Source organism: Nocardia sp. CA-145437 (assembly GCF_050956485.1).
In the GTDB taxonomy this organism is placed as follows: Bacteria; Actinomycetota; Actinomycetes; order Mycobacteriales; family Mycobacteriaceae; genus Nocardia.
In genome coordinates this window covers 4,814,991-4,834,992 of record NZ_CP191204.1, presented here as the reverse complement: position 1 = coordinate 4,834,992, position 20,002 = coordinate 4,814,991, and the positions used below count along the sequence as shown (strand labels likewise).

The 20,002-nt window shown below is 68.6% G+C and carries 17 protein-coding genes; 7 read left to right on the top strand and 10 right to left on the bottom strand.

From position 1 onward, the window contains the following. Window positions 1-73: 73 nt before the first annotated feature. The 3 genes from ACQPYY_RS22520 to ACQPYY_RS22510 all read left to right on the top strand — a co-directional run bounded on the left by ACQPYY_RS22520 (window position 74) and on the right by ACQPYY_RS22510 (window position 3,466). On the top strand, window positions 74-1,564 hold the full coding sequence (locus ACQPYY_RS22520; protein WP_379106743.1) for an NCS1 family nucleobase:cation symporter-1: 1,491 nt from the start codon (window positions 74-76) through the stop codon (window positions 1,562-1,564). A gap of 187 nt (window positions 1,565-1,751) precedes the next feature. Continuing rightward, the gene (locus tag ACQPYY_RS22515; RefSeq protein ID WP_433590893.1) at window positions 1,752-2,210 is read left to right on the top strand and encodes an RrF2 family transcriptional regulator; all 459 of its coding nucleotides are present in this window, start codon (window positions 1,752-1,754) and stop codon (window positions 2,208-2,210) included. Window positions 2,211-2,218: 8 nt separating this feature from the next. Continuing rightward, on the top strand, window positions 2,219-3,466 hold the full coding sequence (locus ACQPYY_RS22510; protein ID WP_433590892.1) for a globin domain-containing protein: 1,248 nt from the start codon (window positions 2,219-2,221) through the stop codon (window positions 3,464-3,466). A gap of 137 nt (window positions 3,467-3,603) precedes the next feature. On the opposite strand, the gene idi is transcribed toward ACQPYY_RS22510, so the two are convergent. The 4 genes from idi to ACQPYY_RS22490 form a co-directional block, all read right to left on the bottom strand. Beyond that, window positions 3,604-4,194: an isopentenyl-diphosphate Delta-isomerase gene (idi, locus tag ACQPYY_RS22505; RefSeq protein ID WP_433590891.1), complete on the bottom strand. Its 591-nt coding sequence runs from the start codon at window positions 4,192-4,194 to the stop codon at window positions 3,604-3,606. Further along, complete coding sequence (locus tag ACQPYY_RS22500) at window positions 4,191-5,063, bottom strand: geranyl diphosphate 2-C-methyltransferase (protein WP_433590890.1); 873 nt, start codon at window positions 5,061-5,063, stop codon at window positions 4,191-4,193. The genes idi and ACQPYY_RS22500 overlap by 4 nt, the downstream gene beginning before the upstream one ends. Before the next feature lie 106 nt (window positions 5,064-5,169). Next, window positions 5,170-6,693: a family 2 encapsulin nanocompartment cargo protein terpene cyclase gene (locus tag ACQPYY_RS22495; protein WP_433590889.1), complete on the bottom strand. Its 1,524-nt coding sequence runs from the start codon at window positions 6,691-6,693 to the stop codon at window positions 5,170-5,172. A gap of 15 nt (window positions 6,694-6,708) precedes the next feature. After that, entirely contained in the window at window positions 6,709-8,115 is a 1,407-nt protein-coding gene (locus ACQPYY_RS22490) for a family 2B encapsulin nanocompartment shell protein (protein WP_433590888.1), read from the bottom strand. Between the two features lie 345 nt (window positions 8,116-8,460). On the opposite strand from ACQPYY_RS22490, the gene ACQPYY_RS22485 reads away from it, so the two are divergent. Then, the gene (locus ACQPYY_RS22485; protein ID WP_433590887.1) at window positions 8,461-11,424 is read left to right on the top strand and encodes an AMP-binding protein; all 2,964 of its coding nucleotides are present in this window, start codon (window positions 8,461-8,463) and stop codon (window positions 11,422-11,424) included. Window positions 11,425-11,542: 118 nt separating this feature from the next. On the opposite strand, the gene ACQPYY_RS22480 is transcribed toward ACQPYY_RS22485, so the two are convergent. The 3 genes from ACQPYY_RS22480 to ACQPYY_RS22470 all read right to left on the bottom strand — a co-directional run bounded on the left by ACQPYY_RS22480 (window position 11,543) and on the right by ACQPYY_RS22470 (window position 14,319). Then, complete coding sequence (locus ACQPYY_RS22480; protein ID WP_433590886.1) at window positions 11,543-11,956, bottom strand: hypothetical protein; 414 nt, start codon at window positions 11,954-11,956, stop codon at window positions 11,543-11,545. Between the two features lie 195 nt (window positions 11,957-12,151). Continuing rightward, on the bottom strand, window positions 12,152-13,291 hold the full coding sequence (rffA, locus tag ACQPYY_RS22475) for a dTDP-4-amino-4,6-dideoxygalactose transaminase (RefSeq protein ID WP_433590885.1): 1,140 nt from the start codon (window positions 13,289-13,291) through the stop codon (window positions 12,152-12,154). Continuing rightward, the gene (locus ACQPYY_RS22470; protein ID WP_433594705.1) at window positions 13,288-14,319 is read right to left on the bottom strand and encodes a glycosyltransferase; all 1,032 of its coding nucleotides are present in this window, start codon (window positions 14,317-14,319) and stop codon (window positions 13,288-13,290) included. Before ACQPYY_RS22470 ends, rffA begins: the two co-directional genes overlap by 4 nt. 457 nt (window positions 14,320-14,776) lie before the next feature. Between ACQPYY_RS22470 and ACQPYY_RS22465 the strand changes: the two genes are divergently transcribed. The 3 genes from ACQPYY_RS22465 to ACQPYY_RS22455 are packed head-to-tail and all read left to right on the top strand — an operon-like array spanning window position 14,777 to window position 17,785. Next, complete coding sequence (locus ACQPYY_RS22465) at window positions 14,777-17,011, top strand: hypothetical protein (RefSeq protein WP_433594704.1); 2,235 nt, start codon at window positions 14,777-14,779, stop codon at window positions 17,009-17,011. Further along, window positions 17,008-17,553 carry a GtrA family protein gene (locus ACQPYY_RS22460; RefSeq protein WP_433590884.1) on the top strand — a complete coding sequence of 182 codons (546 nt, stop codon included), beginning with the start codon at window positions 17,008-17,010 and terminating at the stop codon, window positions 17,551-17,553. The genes ACQPYY_RS22465 and ACQPYY_RS22460 overlap by 4 nt, the downstream gene beginning before the upstream one ends. 10 nt (window positions 17,554-17,563) lie before the next feature. Next, window positions 17,564-17,785, top strand: coding sequence for a Trm112 family protein (locus tag ACQPYY_RS22455; protein ID WP_379106724.1), 222 nt, complete (start codon window positions 17,564-17,566; stop codon window positions 17,783-17,785). On the opposite strand, the gene ACQPYY_RS22450 is transcribed toward ACQPYY_RS22455, so the two are convergent. Genes ACQPYY_RS22450 through ACQPYY_RS22440 form a run of 3 tightly spaced genes read right to left on the bottom strand, consistent with a single transcriptional unit; the run spans window position 17,786 to window position 19,940 of the window. Further along, complete coding sequence (locus ACQPYY_RS22450) at window positions 17,786-18,424, bottom strand: TetR family transcriptional regulator (protein ID WP_433590883.1); 639 nt, start codon at window positions 18,422-18,424, stop codon at window positions 17,786-17,788. Next, window positions 18,421-19,209 carry an ABC transporter permease gene (locus ACQPYY_RS22445; RefSeq protein WP_433590882.1) on the bottom strand — a complete coding sequence of 263 codons (789 nt, stop codon included), beginning with the start codon at window positions 19,207-19,209 and terminating at the stop codon, window positions 18,421-18,423. The genes ACQPYY_RS22450 and ACQPYY_RS22445 overlap by 4 nt, the downstream gene beginning before the upstream one ends. Beyond that, a complete protein-coding gene (locus ACQPYY_RS22440) occupies window positions 19,206-19,940 on the bottom strand; it encodes an ABC transporter ATP-binding protein (RefSeq protein WP_379106718.1) in 735 nt (244 codons plus the stop codon). The genes ACQPYY_RS22445 and ACQPYY_RS22440 overlap by 4 nt, the downstream gene beginning before the upstream one ends. Between the last annotated feature and the right edge of the window lie 62 nt (window positions 19,941-20,002).

Genomic DNA, 20,002 nt, shown 5'->3' with positions numbered 1-20,002 from the left:
AAAAGCAATCCATGGGGAACGGCTCGTTCCTACCTTGAGCACACTCATCGGCTTTCGGATCGGATGCAACCCCATGACCGACATCGTCACTCCCGCATCGGCGGGTGCGGAATCAGCGGCGCCGCCGCCCGCTCCAGACTACGACCTCAGGCTCACCAATGACGATCTCGCCCCCCTGAAGAAACAGACCTGGGGCTCGTACCACATCTTCGCCTTCTGGATGTCGGATGTGCACAGCGTCGGCGGATACGTTACCGCCGGTAGCCTTTTCGCGCTCGGCCTGGCGGGTTGGCAGGTGCTGGTCGCCCTGCTCATCGGCATCACGATCGTATATTTCCTGTGCAACCTCGTGGCCGCGCCCAGCCAGCGCGCGGGCGTCCCGTACCCGGTCGTGTGCCGCAGCGCCTTCGGCGTGAAGGGCGCCAATATCCCGGCCATCATTCGCGGCCTGATCGCGGTGGCCTGGTATGGGATTCAGACCTACCTGGCCTCGGCCGCGCTGATCGTGGTGGCGGTCAAGCTCTTCCCGAGCCTGGCCCCCTACGCCAAGTCCGGCGACTACGGCTTCCTCGGCCTGTCGCTGCTCGGCTGGGGCGCCTACCTGGTGCTGTGGATCGTGCAGGCCGCGGTGTTCTGGCAGGGCATGGAGTCCATCCGCAAGTTCATCGACTTCTGCGGTCCCGCCGTGTATGTCGTCATGTTCTTCCTGTGCGGCTATCTGATCTACAAGGCCGGCTGGGGCGCGATCGACCTGCAGCTGGGCGCGGTGAAGTACCACGGCTGGGACGCCCTGCCGGTGCTGCTGGGCGCGATCGCGCTGGTGGTGTCCTACTTCTGCGGGCCCATGCTGAACTTCGGCGACTTCTCCCGCTACAGCAAGTCCATGGCGGCGGTGAAACGCGGCAACCTGCTCGGGCTGCCGGTCAACTTCCTGGCCTTCTCACTGCTCGTGGTGATCACCGCCTCGCTGACCATCCCGGTGTACGGCGAGCTCATCACCGATCCGGTCGAGACCGTCTCGCGCATCGACTCCACCTTCGCGATCGTGCTCGGCGCGCTGACCTTCACCATCGCCACGGTCGGTATCAATATCGTCGCGAACTTCATCTCGCCCGCCTTCGACTTCTCGCACGTGAGCCCGCAGAAGATCTCCTGGCGGATGGGCGGCATGATCGCGGCGGTCGGGTCGGTGCTGATCACGCCGTGGAACCTGTACAACAACCCCGACGTCATCCACTACACCCTGGAAGTGCTGGGCGCGTTCATCGGACCGCTGTTCGGCGTGCTCATCGCCGACTACTACCTGGTGCGCCAGAAGACCATCGTGGTCGACGAGCTGTTCACCATGGCCGAGACCGGGAAGTACTGGTACCGCAAGGGATTCAACCCGGTCGCGGTGATCGCCACCGTGATCGGCGCCATCGCGGCGGTGTTCCCGGTGCTGGCCAAGAACGTGTACGGCATGCACACCGCGGCCCAGTACAGCTGGTTCATCGGCTGCGGGTTGGCGCTGGTCATCTACTACGGGCTGGCCACGCGCACGAAGTTGATGGTCGCGGCCTGAGGGAAACGCTTCTCCCTCACCGAAATCCCTGGCAGCGGCGCCGGTCGCTGCCAGGGATTTGCTGTATTGGTCATAAGGAGTGGTGTATTGGTGTGGTGCAGGTTACATAATCCGCACGGATTCACGTATTAAAGCGCACACCAAGATAATCTGCTTTTCGGAATCGGAATTAGCTACGGTGGATCTCATGCAGCTCTCCCGGTTCACCGATCTCGGCCTGCGGTCGCTCATGCGGCTGGCGGTCAGTAGTGGGGCCGAGGAACGCGTCACCGTCAAACTCATTGCGCGACAGGTGAACGCCTCCGAGAACTACGTTGCCAAGGCCGTCTCCAAACTCGCTGAACTCGGTTACGTCGAGTCGCAGCGGGGGCGCACCGGCGGGATCTTCCTGACCGAGGCCGGCCGAACCACCACCATCGGCACCATTGTCCGTCAGCTCGAAGGCGACGACGAAGTCATCGACTGCGTCGGCGACAATCCGTGCCCGCTCGCGAATGCCTGCCGATTGCGGGGTGTCCTCCGGGCCGCGCAGAACGCATTCTATGCCGAGCTCGATCGGTACCTGCTGTCCGATCTGGTGGATCAGCGCACCGTGGAGTTGCTGCATATGCCGGTATTCCCGGCAGTCGCACTCATCGATACCTAGGAGACCTCATGAGGCTCGCGCCGGATTCCACACTGCACAACGCCGTCGACCTGGAACCCGAGCATGCCGAGGTGATCCGCGCGACCCTGCCGCTGGTGGCCGCGCACATCGACCGGATCACCGCGCTGTTCTACACCAAGATGTTCGCCGCCCATCCAGAACTGCTGCGCGACCGCTTCAATCGCGGCAATCAGCACGACGGCGCACAGCAGAAGGCTCTCGCCGCCTCCATCGCCACCTTCGCCACCCACCTCGTGGACCCGAATCTGCCGCATCCACGGGAACTGCTGGCCCGCATCGGCCACAAGCACGCTTCGCTCGGCGTCACCGAACCCGAGTACGGCATCGTGCACGAGCACCTGTTCGCCGCCATCGTCGATGTGCTGGGCGCGGACGTGGTGACCCCTCAGATCGCCGCGGCCTGGGATCGCGTGTACTGGCTGATGGCGCGGACCCTCATCGATTTCGAACGCGAGCTCTACGACGCGGCCGGGGTCGAGCCCGGCGACGTGTTCCGCGCAACCCGCGTGGTGCAGCGCATCGACGACCCCTCGGGGGTGGCGACCTTCGTGGTCGAGTCCGCCGACCCGGCGGCCCCGCTGCCCGGATTCGCACCGGGACAGTACATCTCGGTCGGCGCTCGGCTGGCCGACGGTGCGCGTCAGCTGCGCCAGTACAGCCTGGTCAACCGCGGGGGCGACGGCCGGCTCGCGTTCACGGTGCGCAAGGTGCTCGCCGAGGCGGGCACGCCCGCCGGCGAGGTCTCGACCTGGCTGCACGACACCGTCGTGGTGGGCGATGCCCTCGAGATCACGCTGCCCTTCGGCGATCTCACGATCGACACCGAGGCCACCACGCCGGTCGTGCTGATCTCCGCGGGCATCGGCGTGACTCCGATGGCCGGAATCCTGGAATACCTGGCGGCCGAAGCTCCTACCCGCCGAACCGTCATCCTGCACGCCGACCGCTCCACCACCGCGCACCCGCTGCGCGAGACGGTCGCCGATCTGGCCACCCGGCTCGCGAACGTGTATCTCCGCGCCTGGTACGAGGCGGACGGCCACGGCTTGCTCGATGTGACCCGGATCGATCTCCCTCAGGACGCGGACTACTACCTGTGTGGCGGCACCGGCTTCCTGCACCACGTCCGCGCCCAGCTCGAATCCATCGGAATCCCTTCCGACCGAGTGCATTTCGAGCTCTTCGCGCCCAACGACTGGCTGCTGGACGCGGAGCGCGAGCCCGCCCTCGCCTGATATCCACCGGCCCGGGAGCTGCTCGGGTCGCATCGCACCGTGGTGGTGCGGCCCGGCGGCGGGATGTCGCCGGGCGCCGGGCGGCGGGATGTCGCCGGGCGGCGGTCGGCGGTGGCGCCGACGGTCGGCGGTGGCGGTCAGCCGCGTGCGGCGATGACCTTCAGTACTCCGCTCAGCCAGGGGGTGTAGCGGGCGGGCTCGTTCGCCACATCCTCGGCCAGGGCGTCCGGCCGGATCCACGCGGTATCGGCCACCTCGTCCGGATTCGGGTGCGGGACGGCCTCGTCCAGCCGCCCGATCACGACGTGGTCGTACTCGAATTCGACGCGGCCGGTGTTCGGATCGGTGGCCTGGTAGGTGAACGCGCCCACCTCGGACAGATCCGCGGTGACGCCGAGTTCCTCGTGCAGCCGCTTGGCCGCCGCCTCCAGCACCGGCTGCCCGGGTTCGGGATGCCCGCAGCAGGTATTGGTCCACAGCAGCGGGAAGCGGGTCTTCACCGCGGCCCGCTGCTGCAACAGCACCCGCCCACCGGCGTCGAACAGCAGCACCGAGAACGCTCGGTGCAGCTGTCCGGGCGCGGTGTGCGCCGCCGCCACCGACAGCGATCCGCGCGCGTCGCCCTGCTCGTCGACGAGTTCGACGAGCAGGGTCTCACGGTCGGCCACCGGGGTGGCGTCGGATGCCGCCACCGGGGTGGTGCCGGATGCGTCAAGGGTGCCGGTCACCTGCCCACCTTATCGGCGACGATCATCAGGTACTGGAAGCTGCCCTCCTTGTACGAGGTCAGGAAGGGTTTCTCGACTCCGGTCGCGAGCTCGGAGTGGGTGCGCAGCTCCCAGTACGGGATGGTGTCCGGGGTGAGGTCCTTGACCGCGACCGGGACCAGGTTGTTGGCCGCCAGCGCCTTGAAGTACTGGCTGCGCGGGTGGATGTTGCAGCCGTAGTGGGCGTCGATCCAGCTCACCGAGGAGGACCGGGCGCCGAACACGTCATTGGAGCAGCCGGTGATGCAGACGTAGCGCCCGCCCGGTTCGAGCAGCCGGGAGAACTCGGCGAACAACTCGAACAGGTCCACGTACATGGTGGTCTCGTTGGTCCAGATGCCGCGCTTGGAGCCGGACTCGAACCCGGTGTCGAGCATGTTCTTGAAGTGGAACCCGACCTTGTCCGAGACGCCGCGCTCGCGGGCCTGGTCGTTGGCGAAGCCCACCTGATACTCGGAGATGGTGACGCCGTCCATCCGGCAGCCGAAACGCTGGTTGGCCATGAAGCTGGTGCCGCCGCGGCCGGATCCGCCGTCCATCAGCGCGTCGCCGGGGCGGACGTCGCCGAGCTGGTCGAGCAGTAAGTCGGCCTGGGCCGTCTCGAGCCGGTGCAGTTCCTTGACCAGGCGTTCCTGACGGGTCTCCTCCGGACCCTCGAGGACCGACAGATCGGGTTCGCCGATGCCGTAGTGGTGGTGATAGAGCCCGTCCACCTCGCCGAGTTTGGTGTTGACCCGGTCGTCGTTGGGGTTGTTGTTCCAGTACGACGCGACCGACTTCTGGTACTCGGTCTTCAGCACGGCGTCGGTCTGGGGGTGGAGCGCGGTCATGGCAGGTCATCCTCTCGAATGGGTGATATGACACTGGAAGTACTGCGCGAACGAACACATCGGGATGCGGGACGGGAAGACCGGGTCACTCGGAATGTGGAGCGGCTCAGGGGTTGTCGTTATAGCGGCGACTGTCCGCGTGCCAGGCGCGGTTGCCGCCCATCCAGGACCACAACCCGGTCAGGAAGCGGCGCAGTTCCGGGGATCCGGTGGCGGCGAGCGCGCCCGCCTCGGCCTCGAAGCGGTGCACCAGTTCGTCGTGGACCTCGGCGGTGCGCCGCACGGCCTCGCGCCGGGAACAGTTCTCCTCGGCGGCCAGCACGGTCGGGAGGTTGAATTCCCGTCCGCCCGAGAGGTCCTCGCGGGCCATCGAGTAGAGGTCGTTGACCATCTGGCTGGCCAGCGCGGCGGTGGTGACCACCCGCCGGACCCGCGGATCGGAGTACTCCGCGGCGGGTAGCTCGTAGCCGCCGACCGCGTCCAGCGGGGCCATACAGGGCAGGAAGCTGTGCGGTTGCCGGTTCAGCAGGTATTCCCACACCGGCGGCATCCGGCCGGCCGTCCGCCAGCCCGCCTCGGCGCCGAGCGCGATGAACCAGCCCGCGATCTCGGTGCGCAACCGGGCCACCTGGGCCGGGGTCGCGAACCGCGACAGGTGCTCGAAGGAGGTGCGGAAGGCGCGCAGGATGGGATCGGCGCGCATCGCCTCCTCCACCTTGACCTGGTAGCGGGGTGGCAGGTGCACCGGATCCATGGCGGCGGCGGCCAATTCGAGCCGGGGCCCCAGCTCGGCCTCCGCGCTGGACTTGGTGCCGTCCGGCGCGATGTCGCTGGCGTCCTCCTCACAGTAGTAGTCGTCGACCGACCACTCCGAGACCGCGCATTTGGCGGCGGCCAGCAATCGGTCCGCATCGTCGCAGTCCGGATGCGCGAGCATGATCAACCGGCCGAAGTCGGCCTTGCGGAGATCGTCGAGCCGGCCCTCGTAGAGCCCGATCTCCTCGGCCCACGCGATGATTCCGACGTTCACCGCCTCCGCGAGCGCGGGGTTGTCCCGGACCGGCGGCGGACAGTAGAGCGTGGGAATCATCGACCCGCGCGGCCGGCCCCGATGGGTGGAGGCAGTCCCGATACCGGTCGGTCCGTGCGAGAACGGGCGGGGGTCAACCGAACTCGGAACCGCACCGGAGACCGGGGTGACCGGTGCGGCCGGCGGAGTGGCCGAGGGTGTGGGAATCGGCCCGGAACCCAGGGACCGGGGGATGGGACCCCGCGGCCGGGCCGGGGAGATCGGCGGCCGCGGCGTCGGCACCGCGCCGCCGGCAGGCGACGGCGGACGCGATGCCAGTCCCGCGAGCTCCGTGATCACCCCGGGGGTGGGTAGGTTCACGCGGAGACTCGGGGCTCCGAGGCCTGAGGGGCCGAGCAGCCGTCGGGGGGAGAGCTCCTCGGGCGCGCCGTGGCCGGGATCGGCCAGGCCGAGGGATCGATCACCCTGGGCCGCCGCGGCTTCGGCGGCGGCGAACAGGGTCTCGGGTGCGGTGGTGTCGAGATTGGTCAGCAGAGCGGCGACGGCCGCCGCCACCTCATGGGTGGCAGGCGGGGCCGCGGCGCGGGAGAGCACCGACATGGGTGGACACCTCGCTCAGTCGGACTGACGGGCGACCAGCACATTGTCGAGAATGCCGAGCGCGTCGGGGACCAGGACGGCGGCCGAGTAGTAGCAGCTGACCAGGTAGGAGATGATCGACTGATCGTCGATGCCCTTGAATCGCACGTTCAGGCTGGGCTCGTACTCGTCCGGAATTCCGGTCTGGTGCAAGCCGATCACGCCCTGATCCTTCTCGCCGGTCCGCATGGCGAGGATGGACGTGGTCTGGGTGTCGGAGACCGGGATCTTGCCGCACGGGAAGATCGGCACCCCGCGCCAGGCCGGCACGCGATGGCCGTCGACCTCCACCGGGTCCGGATACAGTCCGCGCTTGGAACATTCGCGGCCGAACGCGGCGATCGCCTTGGGGTGGGCCAGGAACAGCTTGGTGCTGCGGCGCATGGACAGCAGGTCGTCCATATCGTCCGGGGTGGGCGCACCGGATTCGGTGTAGATGCGCTGCTTGAGGTCACAGTTGTTGAGCAGACCGAAGGCCGGGTTGTTGACCAGGTCGTATTCGCGGCGCTCGTAGAGGGCCTCGATGGTCAGGCGCAACTGCTGTTCGATCTGATCCATCGGATCGTTGAACAGGTCGGCGACGCGGGTGTGCACGCGCAGCACCGACTGGCCCAGGCTCAGCTCGTACTGGCGGGGCTGGTCGTCGTAGTCGACGTAGGTGCCCTCGAGCATCGGCTCCCCGGAATGGCCGGAGGAGATGAGGATCTCGGCCTCGCCGTACTTGTTCTGCGGCAGCGCGGGCGCGGTGGCCACCGCGGAAAGATGTTCCGCCAGTGCGGGAATGTTCTCGGTGAGCGCCTCCACGGTGGAGCGGGCCAGCACCAGCATGGTGGTCGGGGTGACCGTCTTGATGGTGACCGGCCAGATGGCGTCGCCGCTGGTGAGGGTCTCGTCGCCGAAGAAGTCGCCGCCGCCGAGCATGCCGAGCTTGGTGGTCTCGCCGTACTCGCCGGCGCCGATCTTGGAGAGTTTGCCGTGCACGATGAGCAGCACCTGGTCCATGGGGTTGCCGAATTCGGCGACCACGGTGCCGGCGGGCAGGTCCCGCTGCTCGAAGCGCCCGGCCACGGCGGCCAGCACCTCTTCGTCGTCGAAGCCGCGCAGCTGCGGCAACTCCTGCAGCTCGAGCGGGATGACCCGGGCGTGCGGGCCGTTGATGATGTACTCCACCTCGCCGTTGCCGACGGTGTGGGTGAGGCGGCGGTTGACCCGGTAGACACCACCCTTCACCTGGGTCCACGGCAGGGAGCGGGTCAGCCAGCGGGAGCTGATGCCCTGCATCTGCGGTTCGGATTTGGTGGTGTGGGCCAGCTGGCTGGCCGCCGCGGTGCTGAGGGACTTGCGTTGGCCGTTTGTGAGCTCGATGGGCAATTCGATGGTCATGCTGCGGTCCTCACCTAGAAGGGCCACCGCGGTCAGAGGGCGGTGGAGTCCACGGCAGAGCAGCAGGCCCGGACGGGGCCTGCGGAAATGAGACAAGTGAGTGAATTGACAAGCGCGACACTGCGTTCCAGCGATACCGATGGTAGAGCTCCGTCCGGTGCGGCGGACCGAAAAGGCAAAACATGATGCCTGGAATGTTGCTGTATCCCGTAAACCCCGAACGCCCGGTTTGGTTAGCCACGAATAGCTCGCATGGTGCTGGTCACAGCGCCAGCGCAGTAGGCTGGGGGTATGGCAAGCTCATCGGGACGCGTCGGGGCGGGTGACGCTGGTCAAGGCCAGGAAATGTCTGGGAGAGAAGCCGTGAAATTCAATACGAGGTCCGTCGTGGGTCCGATCGAGCGACTGGTCGCGACCGCGCAGAACGGGCTGGAGGTGATCCGGTTCGGGGGGCTGGTTCACGACATCGAATCGTCACCGTACGAAGTGGTGGAGCGGAAGCGGATGTACCGCCTGCGGCACTACTTCCCCGATGACACCGGGGCCGAGCGCCCCGTGGTGGTGCTGGTGCCGCCCATCATGGTGACCGCCGAGATCTGGGACGTGAATGCCGCCGATGGGGCGGTCGGCATTTTGCACCAGGGCGGAATCGATTGCTGGGTGGTCGATTTCGGCTCGCCCGCCACCGAGGAGGGCGGCTGGGACCGCGACCTCGCCGACCACGTGCTGGCGGTCTCGAGCGCCATCGACACCGTCACCGAGATCACCGGGCGCGCCGTCCATCTCATGGGCTACTCGCAGGGCGGCATGTTCGCGTATCAGACCGCGGCCTACCGCTACGGCAAGGGCATCGAGTCCATCGTGACCTTCGGCAGCCCGGTCGACGCCGTGGCCGGCATGCCGTTCGGTCTGCCGCACGGGCTGGCCGCCGACGCCGCGGATTTCCTCACCGACCACGTGCTGAACCGGCTGCCCATCACCGATTCCATGGTGCGCCTGGGCTTCCAGGCCCTGGACCCGGTCAAGACGGTGCGCTCCCGGCTGGACTTCCTGCGCCAGCTGCACAATCGTGAGGCGCTGCTGCCCAAGGAGCGTCAGCGCCGCTTCCTCGAGGTCGACGGCTGGCTCGGCTATCCGGGCCCGGCGCTCACCGACCTGCTGCAGCAGTTCGTCAAGCACAATCGAATGATGCTGGGCGGCTTCGTGATCCGCGACCAGCTCATCTCGCTGGCCGAGATCAAGTGCCCGATCCTGGCTTTCGTCGGCGAGGTCGACGACATCGGCCAGCCCGCCGCCGTTCGCGGCATCGTGCGTGCCGCCCCGAACGCCGAGGTGTACGAAACCAGCATCGTGGCCGGGCATTTCGGACTGGTGTCGGGATCCACCGCCACCAAGCAGACCTGGCCCGTGGTCCGCGACTGGGTCAACCACGTCAGCGGCCGCGGCGAGTTGCCCGAGCAGGTCGAGCGGATGAGCACCGAGGTGGTCCGCGGCGGCCCGCGCACCGGGCTGACCCGGATGGTGCACGCCCTGGGCACCCTGGCCGAGGCCGGGACCAGCGTCGGCAAGACCATCGAGGGCGTGGCCGGGCAGACCCTGCGCGGCACCGTCGAGCTCACCAGCGAGGCCGCCCGCGCGCTGCCCCGGCTGACCCGGCTGGGCATGATCCAGCCGCACACCCGGATCTCGCTGGGCCGCCTGCTCGCCGAGCAGGCCCGCCGCGCGCCCGGCCGGGACCTGTTCCTGTTCGACGACCGCGTGCACACCCAGGAGGCGGTCAACCAGCGCATCGACAATGTGGTGCGCGGACTGATCTCGGTCGGCGTGCGCCCCGCGACCCGGGTCGGCGTGGTCATGGAGACCCGGCCCAGCGCCCTGGCCGCCATCGCCGCCCTCTCGCGCCTGGGCGCGGTGGCGGTGCTGCTCGCGCCGGGCAGCGAACTGTCCAAGATCGCCGAGCTGACCGGAACCAAGCTGCTCATCGCCGATCCGGAGAACCTGGCCAGCGCCGCGGCCACCGGGCACCGGGTGCTGGTGCTGGGCGGCGGCGATGCCCGCGACCTGGACGTCCCGCTCGGCGCCGACGTGGTCGACATGGAACAGATCGACCCCGACAAGGTGGAGCTGCCCGCCTGGTACCGCCCGAATCCGGGCCTGGCCCGGGAGCTGGCCTTCATCCTGGTCACCGGCACCGGCGACAAGTTCGACGTCAAGTACGTGACCAACCACCGCTGGGCGCTGTCGGCCTTCGGCACCGCCTCGGCCGCCGACCTGGGCCGGCACGACACCGTGTACTGCCTTGCGCCGCTGCACCATTCGTCCGGATTGCTGGTGAGTCTGGGCGGCGCGGTCGCCGGCGGCAGCCGCATCGCGCTGGCCCGTTCGCTCGAGCCCCCCCGGTTCGCGGAGGAGGTGCACCGCTACGGCGTCACCGTGGTCACCTACACCTGGACCATGCTGCGCGACATCCTCGACACCGACACCTTCGTCGCCGGGCACCCGCACCCGATCCGCCTGTTCATCGGCTCGGGCATGCCCGCGGGCCTGTGGCGGCGCACCGAGGAACGCTTCACCCCCGCCAAGGTGGTCGAGTTCTACGCCTCCATCGAGGGCGACGTGGTGCTGGCCAACGTGGCCGGCGCGAAGATCGGTTCCAAGGGCCGGCCGGTCCCGGGCACCGCGAAGGTGGAGCTCATCGCCTACGACCCGCTGACCGACGAGATCCTGACCGAGGACAGCGGTTTCGCGCGGCGCTGCGCCGACAACGAGGTGGGCCTGCTGATCGGCACGGTGACCGACACCGTCGACCTGTCCGCGGGAGGGTTGCGCGGGGTATTCACTCCCGGCGACGCCTGGATGCCGACCGAGAACCTCTTCCGCCGCGACAGCGACGGCGACTACTGGCTGATGGACCGCCGCGACACGGTGATCCCGACGCCGCGCGGCCCGGTCTACACCCAGCCGATCGTGGACGTCCTCAACGACATCACCGCGGTCGACATGGAGGTGGCCTTCGCCCTCCCGGCGCGCGACCGCGTGCTGGCCGTGGCCGCGGTCAGCGTCCGCCAGGGATTCGGTCTGGCCCCCAAGGACGTCACCGAGGCGGTCCGGGCTCTGGCCCCGGAGCAGCGGCCCGACATCGTCTACGTGGTCGACGACATTCCGCGCAGCTCCACCTTCCGGCCCTCCACCCGCGCGGTCCAGGCCGCGGGCCGGGCCGAGCCCGACGACCGGACCTGGTGGTACAACCGCACCACCGACGCCTACGAGGTGCTCACCCCGGAACTGGCGTCGCGTCTGTTCGCCTGATCGACCCCTGAGAAGCGCCCCGGCATCCGTGCCGGGGCGCTTTTTCGTGCAGTCGGCCCGCTCGAACGGCGAACGCCCCCGGAGGAAGTCTCCGGGGGCGTCGAGCCGATGTGGCGGATTACTGCGCGCTCAGGCTGCTCTGTGAGGTGCAGGAGGCGCTGCCGGTGCCGAGCAGCTTCGACACGATGCTCTGCTCGGAGACGGTGACGTCGGTCGACTGGCTGCTGATCAGCTCCTGCTTGGCGGTGATCGTGTGCTTGCCCGCGGTCTTCGGGGTCCAGTTGATGGTGGCCTGGTTCGCGGCCAGGACGACGCTGGACTTGCCGAACTCGACGCCGTTGTCGAGGAAGGTGACGGTGAAGACGCTGCCCAGCAGCGAGGTGTTCGCCGTGACCAGGTAGGAGCAGCCGACCACCGGGTTGGTGCTTGCCACGATCACGTTGTTGATGACGGCGCTGGCGGAGGGTGCCGCCAGTACCGCGACAGCGGCCATGGCGCCGAACGCGCCCGCACCGTAACCAGCTCGCTGCATCTTGCCCATTAGGTTTACCTCTCAATCCTGCCGGCCAGACACGCCGACTGGATGTGAAAGGTATCCGCTCCACACTGCCCGTGAGCGATTTCGAGAAAAATTCTCTCAGAAAATTTTCAGCTCACAGTTGGTCATATGCCCAGGTTGGGACCGTGACTTGCGGTACCAGGTATGCGTTCCGGTCGTCCCCGAGGGCTAGACGGCGAAGCTCGTGACGCCCTCGACGACCCGCGTCAGCTGAGCCTCGGTCAGGCCCGGCCACAGCGGCAGCCGAACCAGGGTGGCGGAGAACTCGGCGCTGCGCACGCACGGGTTCGGCGTGCGGCCCAGCTTCAAACCAGCGGGGGAGGAGTCCAGGGGCACGTAGTGGAAGGGGGCCACGATGCCCAGACCCGACAGATGCGCGATGAGCGCGTCCCGGCGGTCCTCGGTCGGGACCCGCAGGTAGTACAGGTGCGCGGTGTGCTCCCGGTCCGTCGGCACCGACATCAGCCGAATGTCGTTGCGGGCGGCCCACTCCGGCAACGTCGCCGCGTAGTGGTCCCACACCCGGTGCCGGTTGCGCTGGATGGTGCCGAACTCCGCCAGCTGCGCGTCCAGCACCGCCGCGTTCAATTCACTGGGCAGATACGAGGATCCGATGTCCTGCCACGAGTACTTGTCCACCGCGCCGCGCAGGAACCGCGCCCGGTCGGTGCCCTTCTCGCGAATGATCTCCGCACGCGCCATGAGGATCTCATCGGTGAGCAGCACCGCGCCGCCCTCACCGCAGTGCACGTTCTTGGTGTCGTGGAACGACAGCGCGCCCACCGTGCCGATGCTGCCGAGCGGACGGCCGCGGTAGGAGCCGCCCAGGCCGTGCGCGTTGTCCTCGATGATGGCGAAACCGTGCGCGTCCGCCAGCCTTTGCAGCCCTTCCATATCCGCGGCCACACCGCCGTAGTGGATGACCACCACGGCCTTGGTGCGCGGGGTGACCGCGGCGGCCACCGACTCCGGGTCCAGGCTGCCGGTCGCCAGATCGATGTCGGCGAACACCACGGTGGAGCCGCGCAATGCCATCGAGGTGGCGGTCGAGGTGAACGCGAAGCTCGGGACGATCACCTCGTCCTCGGGCCCGAGTTCCAGCAGCAGCCCGGCCATTTCGAGCGCGTGCGTGCAGGAGGTGGTCAGCAGCGCGTGCGGCGCGCCGGTGATGTCGCGCAGCTTCGCGGTCGCCGCGGCGGTGAACGGACCGTCGCCGTGGCTGTGATCCGACGTCAGCACGGCTTCCACATTCGGCAGCTCGCGCGCGGCGCGGAACGGGCGGCTGAAGATGATGCGGTCACTGCTCACGCGCGGGGATCCCCCTCGATACCGTCGAAACGAGTTGCGGTGTGGCGGATTCCGACGCCCACGCCCTGCTCCGGGCGCGGCGTCGGCGAATCCACCGTCAGATACAGGGGCTTACCGACCAGCACATGCAGTGCCACCCCGAGGTATTCGGCGATCAGGCCCAGCGAGAACAGCACCGCGCCCGAGCAGAGCAGCAGCACCGTCATCAGCGACGCCCAGCCCTCCGGATCCCGGCCGCTGTTGGTGAGCGCGTGGTAGACCACCCAGCCCGCCATGCCGAGCCCGCCCAGCGCGAGTGTCACGCCCAGCATGCTGACCAGGCGCAGGCCGCGGGTTCCGCTGCACAGCACCATCTTCCAGAACAGCGAGAACAGCCGGCGATAGTTGTAGCCGGACTCCTCGCGGCCCTCGGCGCGCAGCTGCACCGGCACCTGAGCCACGTCGCCCACCACCCAGGTGAGCGCCACGTCCAGGTACACGCCGTTGGAGGCCACCCGGGCCAGCTGCCGCGCGATGTCGCCGCGGATCAGCCGGTAGCTCTCGAAGCGGGTCGAGTCGGGGAAGGCGAACAGGGTCGCCAGCACCAGCTTCGCCCCGCGCGAGGTGATGTTGCGCAGGAAGCCGTGCGGGCGGGTGTTGACCGGCTTGGAGTAGACCAGATCGGCGCGCTCGGTGAGGGCGGCGTCGAGGAAGTCGGCGATGAACGCCGGATCGTGCTGACCGTCCTCGTCCATGGTGACCGTCCAGTCGCCCTGGGCGGCGGCCATGCCCGCGATGGTGGCGGCGTCCTGACCGTAGTTACGGCTCAGCCACACCACCCGCACCTGCGGGTAGGTCTCGGCGAGCTCGCGCAGCACCACGTCGGAGCGGTCGGGGCCGTGATCGTGCACCAGCACGATCTCCTCGACCCGGAAGCTCGCGCCGCGCGGCGTGGTCACCGGCTCGCCGAGCTTGTCCAGTTCACTGACCAGCGAGGCGATGGTGTCCTCACCGCGGTACACGGGCACCACGACGGAGACCGCGTGCACCCGCTCCGGGCGCTCGCCGGAGGTCACGCTGGGGTCGCTCGCGTAGGTGCGGGCGGACGGAATCGGCATCAGCTGAATGTACTTTCGATGACGGAGTGCGCCGGAACTCCACACCGGAAACCGGAGCCCGAGCCGTCGTGAACTCTAACACGCTGCTCGGCGCGGCATTCGGCGCGAAGTGTTGACATCGGCCCATCATTCCCCATCCCCGCCGGACGCGACGGATCGGCGTAAGCGGGATGGACGACCCCCGGGATTCGCCGCCGTCAGCGCACCGGCGTAAGTGCCGTCGACGCACCGGCGTAAGTGCCATCGACGCACCGGCGTAAGTGCCATCGACAGCACCGCCCTGTAGGGTCTGGAACTCGTGGTGGACAGCTCAGTTTCCCAGGCGGTCGGGGCCGCCGAATCCGGGCCGGACGAAGACGACGCGGCGCGCCGCGCGACCCGGCGCGAGGTGTATCGCTGGGGCGGGGTGACCGCCCTCGGCGTGATCCTCGGTTACCTGGCCGTGGTGCTGGCCAATCCCCGCCACTTCTTCACCGACGACACCGAATCCCAGTACACCGGACTGTGGGTGTTCTTCGGCCGCGCCTTCCGCGAAGGCCACTTCCCGCTGCTGCAGCCGCAGCAGTGGATGACCGGCAACTACACCAATGAGGAAGCGGGACTGTTCAACCCGCCGCAGCTGCTGATCGACCTGATCGCGCCCTCGGTGCCGAACCTGGCCCTGTACGCCACCATCGTGAAGGCGATCTACGCGATCATCACCGGGCTCGGCGTGTACCGCGTCTGCCTGGCGTACGGCGCGCGCCCGCAGTGGGCCGCGGTCGCCGGCGTGGCCATGCCGTTCACCGGCTTCTTTCTGTTCTTCGACGAGGCCAGCTGGTTCACCGCCATGGCGGGCACCGCGTGGATGATCCACGCCTGGGCGTCCTCGGAGCGCTACCTGCGCGGCCAGGGCGGTCCGATCCCGGTCTTCGTCTACCTGTACCTGGCCATCTCGGTGCAGTACGTGTTCCCCGCGGTCGAGGCCGTGCTCATGCTCATCGCGGTGGCCGTCGGCTTCCTGGTGGTCCGCGGCCCGCGCACCTGGCCGCAGTGGCGCGCCGCGTTCGGGCCGCTGCTGCGCCTGGCCGCCGCCGCGGGCTGCGCGGGCCTGGCGGGCCTGCTGACCTTCCTGCCGTCGATGCTGTCGGCGCAGGTGAGCTGGCGCGGCAATTCGCAGATCAATAACGACCAGTTCCTGACCGTGCCGTGGTCGGAGTCGCTGAACGCCAGCCTGCCCACCACCATGCCCGCGTTCAACTCCTGGTGGGGTTATGTGCAGCCGCTGCCCATGACCTACATCGCCTGGTTCCTGATCCCGGCGCTGGCCTTCGTGGATTGGAAGGCGGCGCAGAAACACTGGAAGCAGTTCGTCGCCATCGCCCTGCTCGCGTTGATGGCGCTGATGTGGACCGCAGGGCCCGGCACCGTCGGCCCGCTGCGCTGGCCCGCCCGCGTGCTGCCCATGCTGGCGCTCGGGCTGCTGGTGCTGGTGTGCGTGCTGCTGGGCCGCTTCGCCACGCTGAAGGATCGCAACAACCGGATCATCGCTGCGCTGGTGCTGGTCCTCGCCCTGTGGGTGCGCACCTTCTCCGCCGACCCGCATCAGGTGCTGTGGCATCTGGGCTCGGCGGCGGTCGTGATCGCGCTCGGATTCGGCGCGGTGTGGCTGGGCCGCACCCGCGGCGCGTCCGGGGCCACCGCGCTGGTGATCGCCGCCATGGTGCCCATCGCCTGGTTCCAGGTGTGGTGGGTGCAGCCCACCCCGATGTCGTGGAACCTGCCCGCGAATCGCACCGAGGCCATGGCCGCGTTCCCGAAGTTCTCCGGCGGCACCACCATTCAGCTCTCCGAACGCGGCCTGCTGCAACCCGCCGACAAGAGCCTCGACGGGGCCTACGGATCGCTGGTGTGGGGCAACTACGCCAAGGACCTGGAAAAGGACTACGTCAACGGGTACACCCCGAACGGGCACTTCTACTTCGGCGAGATGCTCTGCATGCGCTGGGATTCCAGCGTCTGCCCCGATGCCTACCACCGCCTGTTCAGCCCTGAGCCGACCACCGGCCGAATCCTGGCCGACCTCATGCTCATCGACCGGGTGGTGCTGCAGAAGGCCATGCTCCCCGAGGCCGGTGACCAGCCCGCTCCCGAGGGCTGGCATTTCGTGGACGTCCCCGGCCACGAGAAGTACATCTGGGTGCTCGAACGCGACAACGGCCCGATCTCCACGGTCAACGGCCGCGTCGGCGATGCCCACGACGTCACCGCCACCTCGATCGAGGACACCGACACCACCAGCCGGGTGCGGGTGTCCTCGGAGACCGGCGGCCGCGTCACCTTCGCCCGCCTGGGCTGGCCCGGCTACCGGGTCACCCTCGACGGCAAGACCATCCCGTTCCACACCGTGTCGAAAGTGTTCGTCGCCGTGGACATTCCGGCCGGCACCGACAACGCCGAACTGGAACTGAGCTGGCGGCCGCCGGGCTGGAAGATCGGAATCGCCGGCGCCGGCGCCGGACTCGTCGGCCTGGGCCTGCTGCAGTGGCTCTACGTCCGTTCCCGCCGCCGTGGCGCGGACGCGCCCGCCGCCGAACAGCTCGACGACGAGCAGGATCGCGAACTGGTGGGTTCGTCGAAGTGACCGACGCGCGGCACCGGCCGGCCGACAACACGGCGGTCACCGCCGGCCACTCGCCCGGCCCTGATGCGAGCGCGCCCGGGCACGGCGAGAACGCGCCGGCCGGTCCGCTGCTGCGCCTGGTTCGCCGCCAGGAGGTGGCCTTCGCGCTGGTCGGCGGGTTCAACACGCTGATGGGCATGGTGCTCACCATCGTCTGGCTGACCGTGCTCGGCGACACGGTGTCCAAGGATGTGGCCGCGGCCCTGTCGGTGGCGCTGGCCTACGCGGTCGGCATGGTGATCGCCTTCGCCCTGCACCGCACCCTGGTGTTCCGGGTGCGCGGCCACGTGCTGCGCGACTTCGTGGCCTTCGTCGGCGTGAACGCCGTCGGCATGGTGCTGAACATGGTGCTGCTGCAGCTGGCCGTCTCGCTGGCGCACGCCCCGGCCGAACCGGCCGCGGTCGTGGTCATGGGCCTGGTCGCGGTGGCCAGCTTCTTCGGCCACCGCCACATCAGCTTCCGCCGCCCCGCCGATTCCGTCGCCGCGACGCCCGACCGGTAGGTTGTCGGACATGTCGGAGGAAATCCTGGACCCCACCCTGCTGACCCTGCTGGCCTGCCCGCAGGACAAGGGCCCCCTGCAGCTGGTCCACACCGCCACCGGTGACACCGTGCTCTACAACCCGCGCCTGCGCCGCGCCTACCCGGTCGACAACGGCATCCCGGTCCTGCTCGTGGACGAGGCCCGCGATGTCTCCGACGACGAGCACATTCTGTTCCTGGGCCAGGACTGATCACGGCCCGGGCTGAGTTCGCTCAGCCCCGGTGAGCCCGTCGAGGTCGCCGGTGAAGTAGCGCTGCAGCGTGGGACCGATGGCGCCGGCCAGCTGGTCGATCGGCATCGAGGCGATCGGTTCCAGCCGCAGGATCTTGCGGGTCACCAGCAGCCCCGCGAGCTGCGAGGCCGCCAGGACCGCGCGTTGCGCGCCGGTGCCGGGCGGCGAATCCACGCGCGGGCGAATCTCTTTCAGCACCACCTCCAGCAGGAAGGTGCGCGCCAGCGTGGGATCGTCGCTGGCGAGCATGCTGCGGAAGGCGGCGACCGCGGGCATGCCGACGGGGGAGTCCCAGATGCCGACCACCGTGCGGATGATGTGCTCGCCCAGCTGTTCCAGGGGGACCAGGGCGAATCCGGCCAGGATCTCCTGCGGGTCGATCGGCAATTGCAGTGCCGCCGCGAACAATTGGTGCTTGGTGCCGAAGTAGTGGTGCACCAGCGCCGGATCCACGGCGGCCGCGGTCGCGATCGACCGGATGGAGGCCTTGTCGAAGCCGACCTCGGCGAACCGCACCCGGGCGGCGTCGAGAATCGCCTCCCGGGTGCCGGAGTTGCCGGGACGGCGGCCGCTGCGCGTGCCGGAGCCACCCGTCACGCGGTCCGCCGACGTAGGGTCGCGGCCGCCAAAACCAATGCCACCGCGGCGAACACGGCCACGATCAGAATGTCGCGCCACATCTGGCCCGTCGCTCCGGTATGCGTCGACACCTGCTCGAGCGCGTCGACGGCGTAGCTGAGCGGCAGCACATTGCTGATCGCCTCCAGCCAGCTCGGCAGCTGACCACGCGGCACCAGCAGCCCGCACAGGAAGAACTGCGGCAGCACGATCACCGGCATGAACTGCACGGCCTGGAACTCGGTGCGGGCGAACGCGCTCGCCAGCAGGCCCAGCGCGACGCCGAGCACCGCGTCGATGACCGCGATCAGCACCACCAGCGCGGGACTGCCCGCCGCGTTCAGGCCCAGCAGCCAGAACGCCACCAGGCACGCCACCCCCGCCTGCGCGGCCGCCGCGATGGAGAACGCGGTGCCGTACCCGGCGAGCAGATCCAGCTTGGACAGCGGGGTGGTCATCAGCCGTTCGAGGGTGCCCGAGACCCGTTCGCGCTGCATGGCGATGGCGGTGATCAGGAACATGACCACGAACGGCAGGATGCCGAGCATGGTGATGCCGATCCGATCGAACAGCCGGGGCGCGCCGGGCATCATCGGATAGTTCTTGTAGACGAAGTACAGCAGCGTCATGAGCAGCGCGGGCACCAGCACGATCATGGCGACGGTGCGGTGGTCGGCGCGCAACTGCCGCAGGATGCGCACCGTGGTGGCGGTGTAGCAGCGCAACGGGCGCGGGCCCGCCGGGCGCGAAAGGGTCGCGGTCACAGCTCTTCTCCCATCCGGATCAGCTTGAGGAAGGCGTTCTCCAGACTGGATTCGCCGGTGTCGGAACGCAATTCGGCGGGGGTGAGCTGGGCCAGCAGGCGGCCTTCGCGCATGAGCAGCAGCCGATCGCAGTGTTCGGCCTCGTCCATGACGTGACTGGACACCAGCAGCGTCCGGCCCTGTTTGGCGAGCGCGTCGAACTGCTCCCACAGATCGGCGCGCAGCACCGGGTCCAGGCCGACGGTCGGCTCGTCGAGCACCAGCAGCTCCGGGTCGGCCACCAGCGCGCAGGCCAGGGACACCCGGGTGCGCTGCCCGCCCGACAGCTCACTGCCGTGATGGCCGGAGTGACTGCTCAAACCGACCGCGGCCAGGGCGGTGTCGACGTCGGCGCGCGAGGCCCCGTACAGCGCGCCGAAGTAGGCCACATTGTCGGCGACGGTGAGGTCGTCGTAGATGCTGGGCGCCTGGGTCACGTACCCGACCCGCCGCCGCAGCGCGCGCGATCCGGCCTCGTCGCCGAGCACCCGCACGGTGCCGGATTCGATGATCTGCGTGCCGACGATGCTGCGCATGAGCGTCGTCTTGCCGCACCCCGACGGTCCGAGTAGTCCGGTGATGCTGCCCTTCGGCACGGTCAGGGAGATGTTCTGCAGCACCTGATGCCCGCCGCGGCGCACTTCCAGGTGCTCGATGGCGATGGCGTCGGTGGTTGTCGCTGGTGCCGTCACGGTCACCCTCAATTCATCGAGTGTTGAATTCACTACGTGATGAATTGTGCGCCGGTCGGCGA

Excerpts from the sequence above, each read along its gene's own strand:
- ACQPYY_RS22485 (WP_433590887.1), top strand. The coding sequence starts at position 8,461 with ATGTCTGGGAGAGAAGCCGTGAAATTCAATACGAGGTCCGTCGTGGGT.
- ACQPYY_RS22520 (WP_379106743.1), top strand. The coding sequence starts at position 74 with ATGACCGACATCGTCACTCCCGCATCGGCGGGTGCGGAATCAGCGGCG.
- ACQPYY_RS22490 (WP_433590888.1), bottom strand. The coding sequence starts at position 8,115 with ATGACCATCGAATTGCCCATCGAGCTCACAAACGGCCAACGCAAGTCC.
- ACQPYY_RS22510 (WP_433590892.1), top strand. The coding sequence starts at position 2,219 with ATGAGGCTCGCGCCGGATTCCACACTGCACAACGCCGTCGACCTGGAA.
- ACQPYY_RS22480 (WP_433590886.1), bottom strand. The coding sequence starts at position 11,956 with ATGCAGCGAGCTGGTTACGGTGCGGGCGCGTTCGGCGCCATGGCCGCT.
- ACQPYY_RS22455 (WP_379106724.1), top strand. The coding sequence starts at position 17,564 with ATGTCGGAGGAAATCCTGGACCCCACCCTGCTGACCCTGCTGGCCTGC.
- ACQPYY_RS22495 (WP_433590889.1), bottom strand. The coding sequence starts at position 6,693 with ATGTCGGTGCTCTCCCGCGCCGCGGCCCCGCCTGCCACCCATGAGGTG.
- ACQPYY_RS22515 (WP_433590893.1), top strand. The coding sequence starts at position 1,752 with ATGCAGCTCTCCCGGTTCACCGATCTCGGCCTGCGGTCGCTCATGCGG.
- ACQPYY_RS22500 (WP_433590890.1), bottom strand. The coding sequence starts at position 5,063 with ATGACCGCGCTCCACCCCCAGACCGACGCCGTGCTGAAGACCGAGTAC.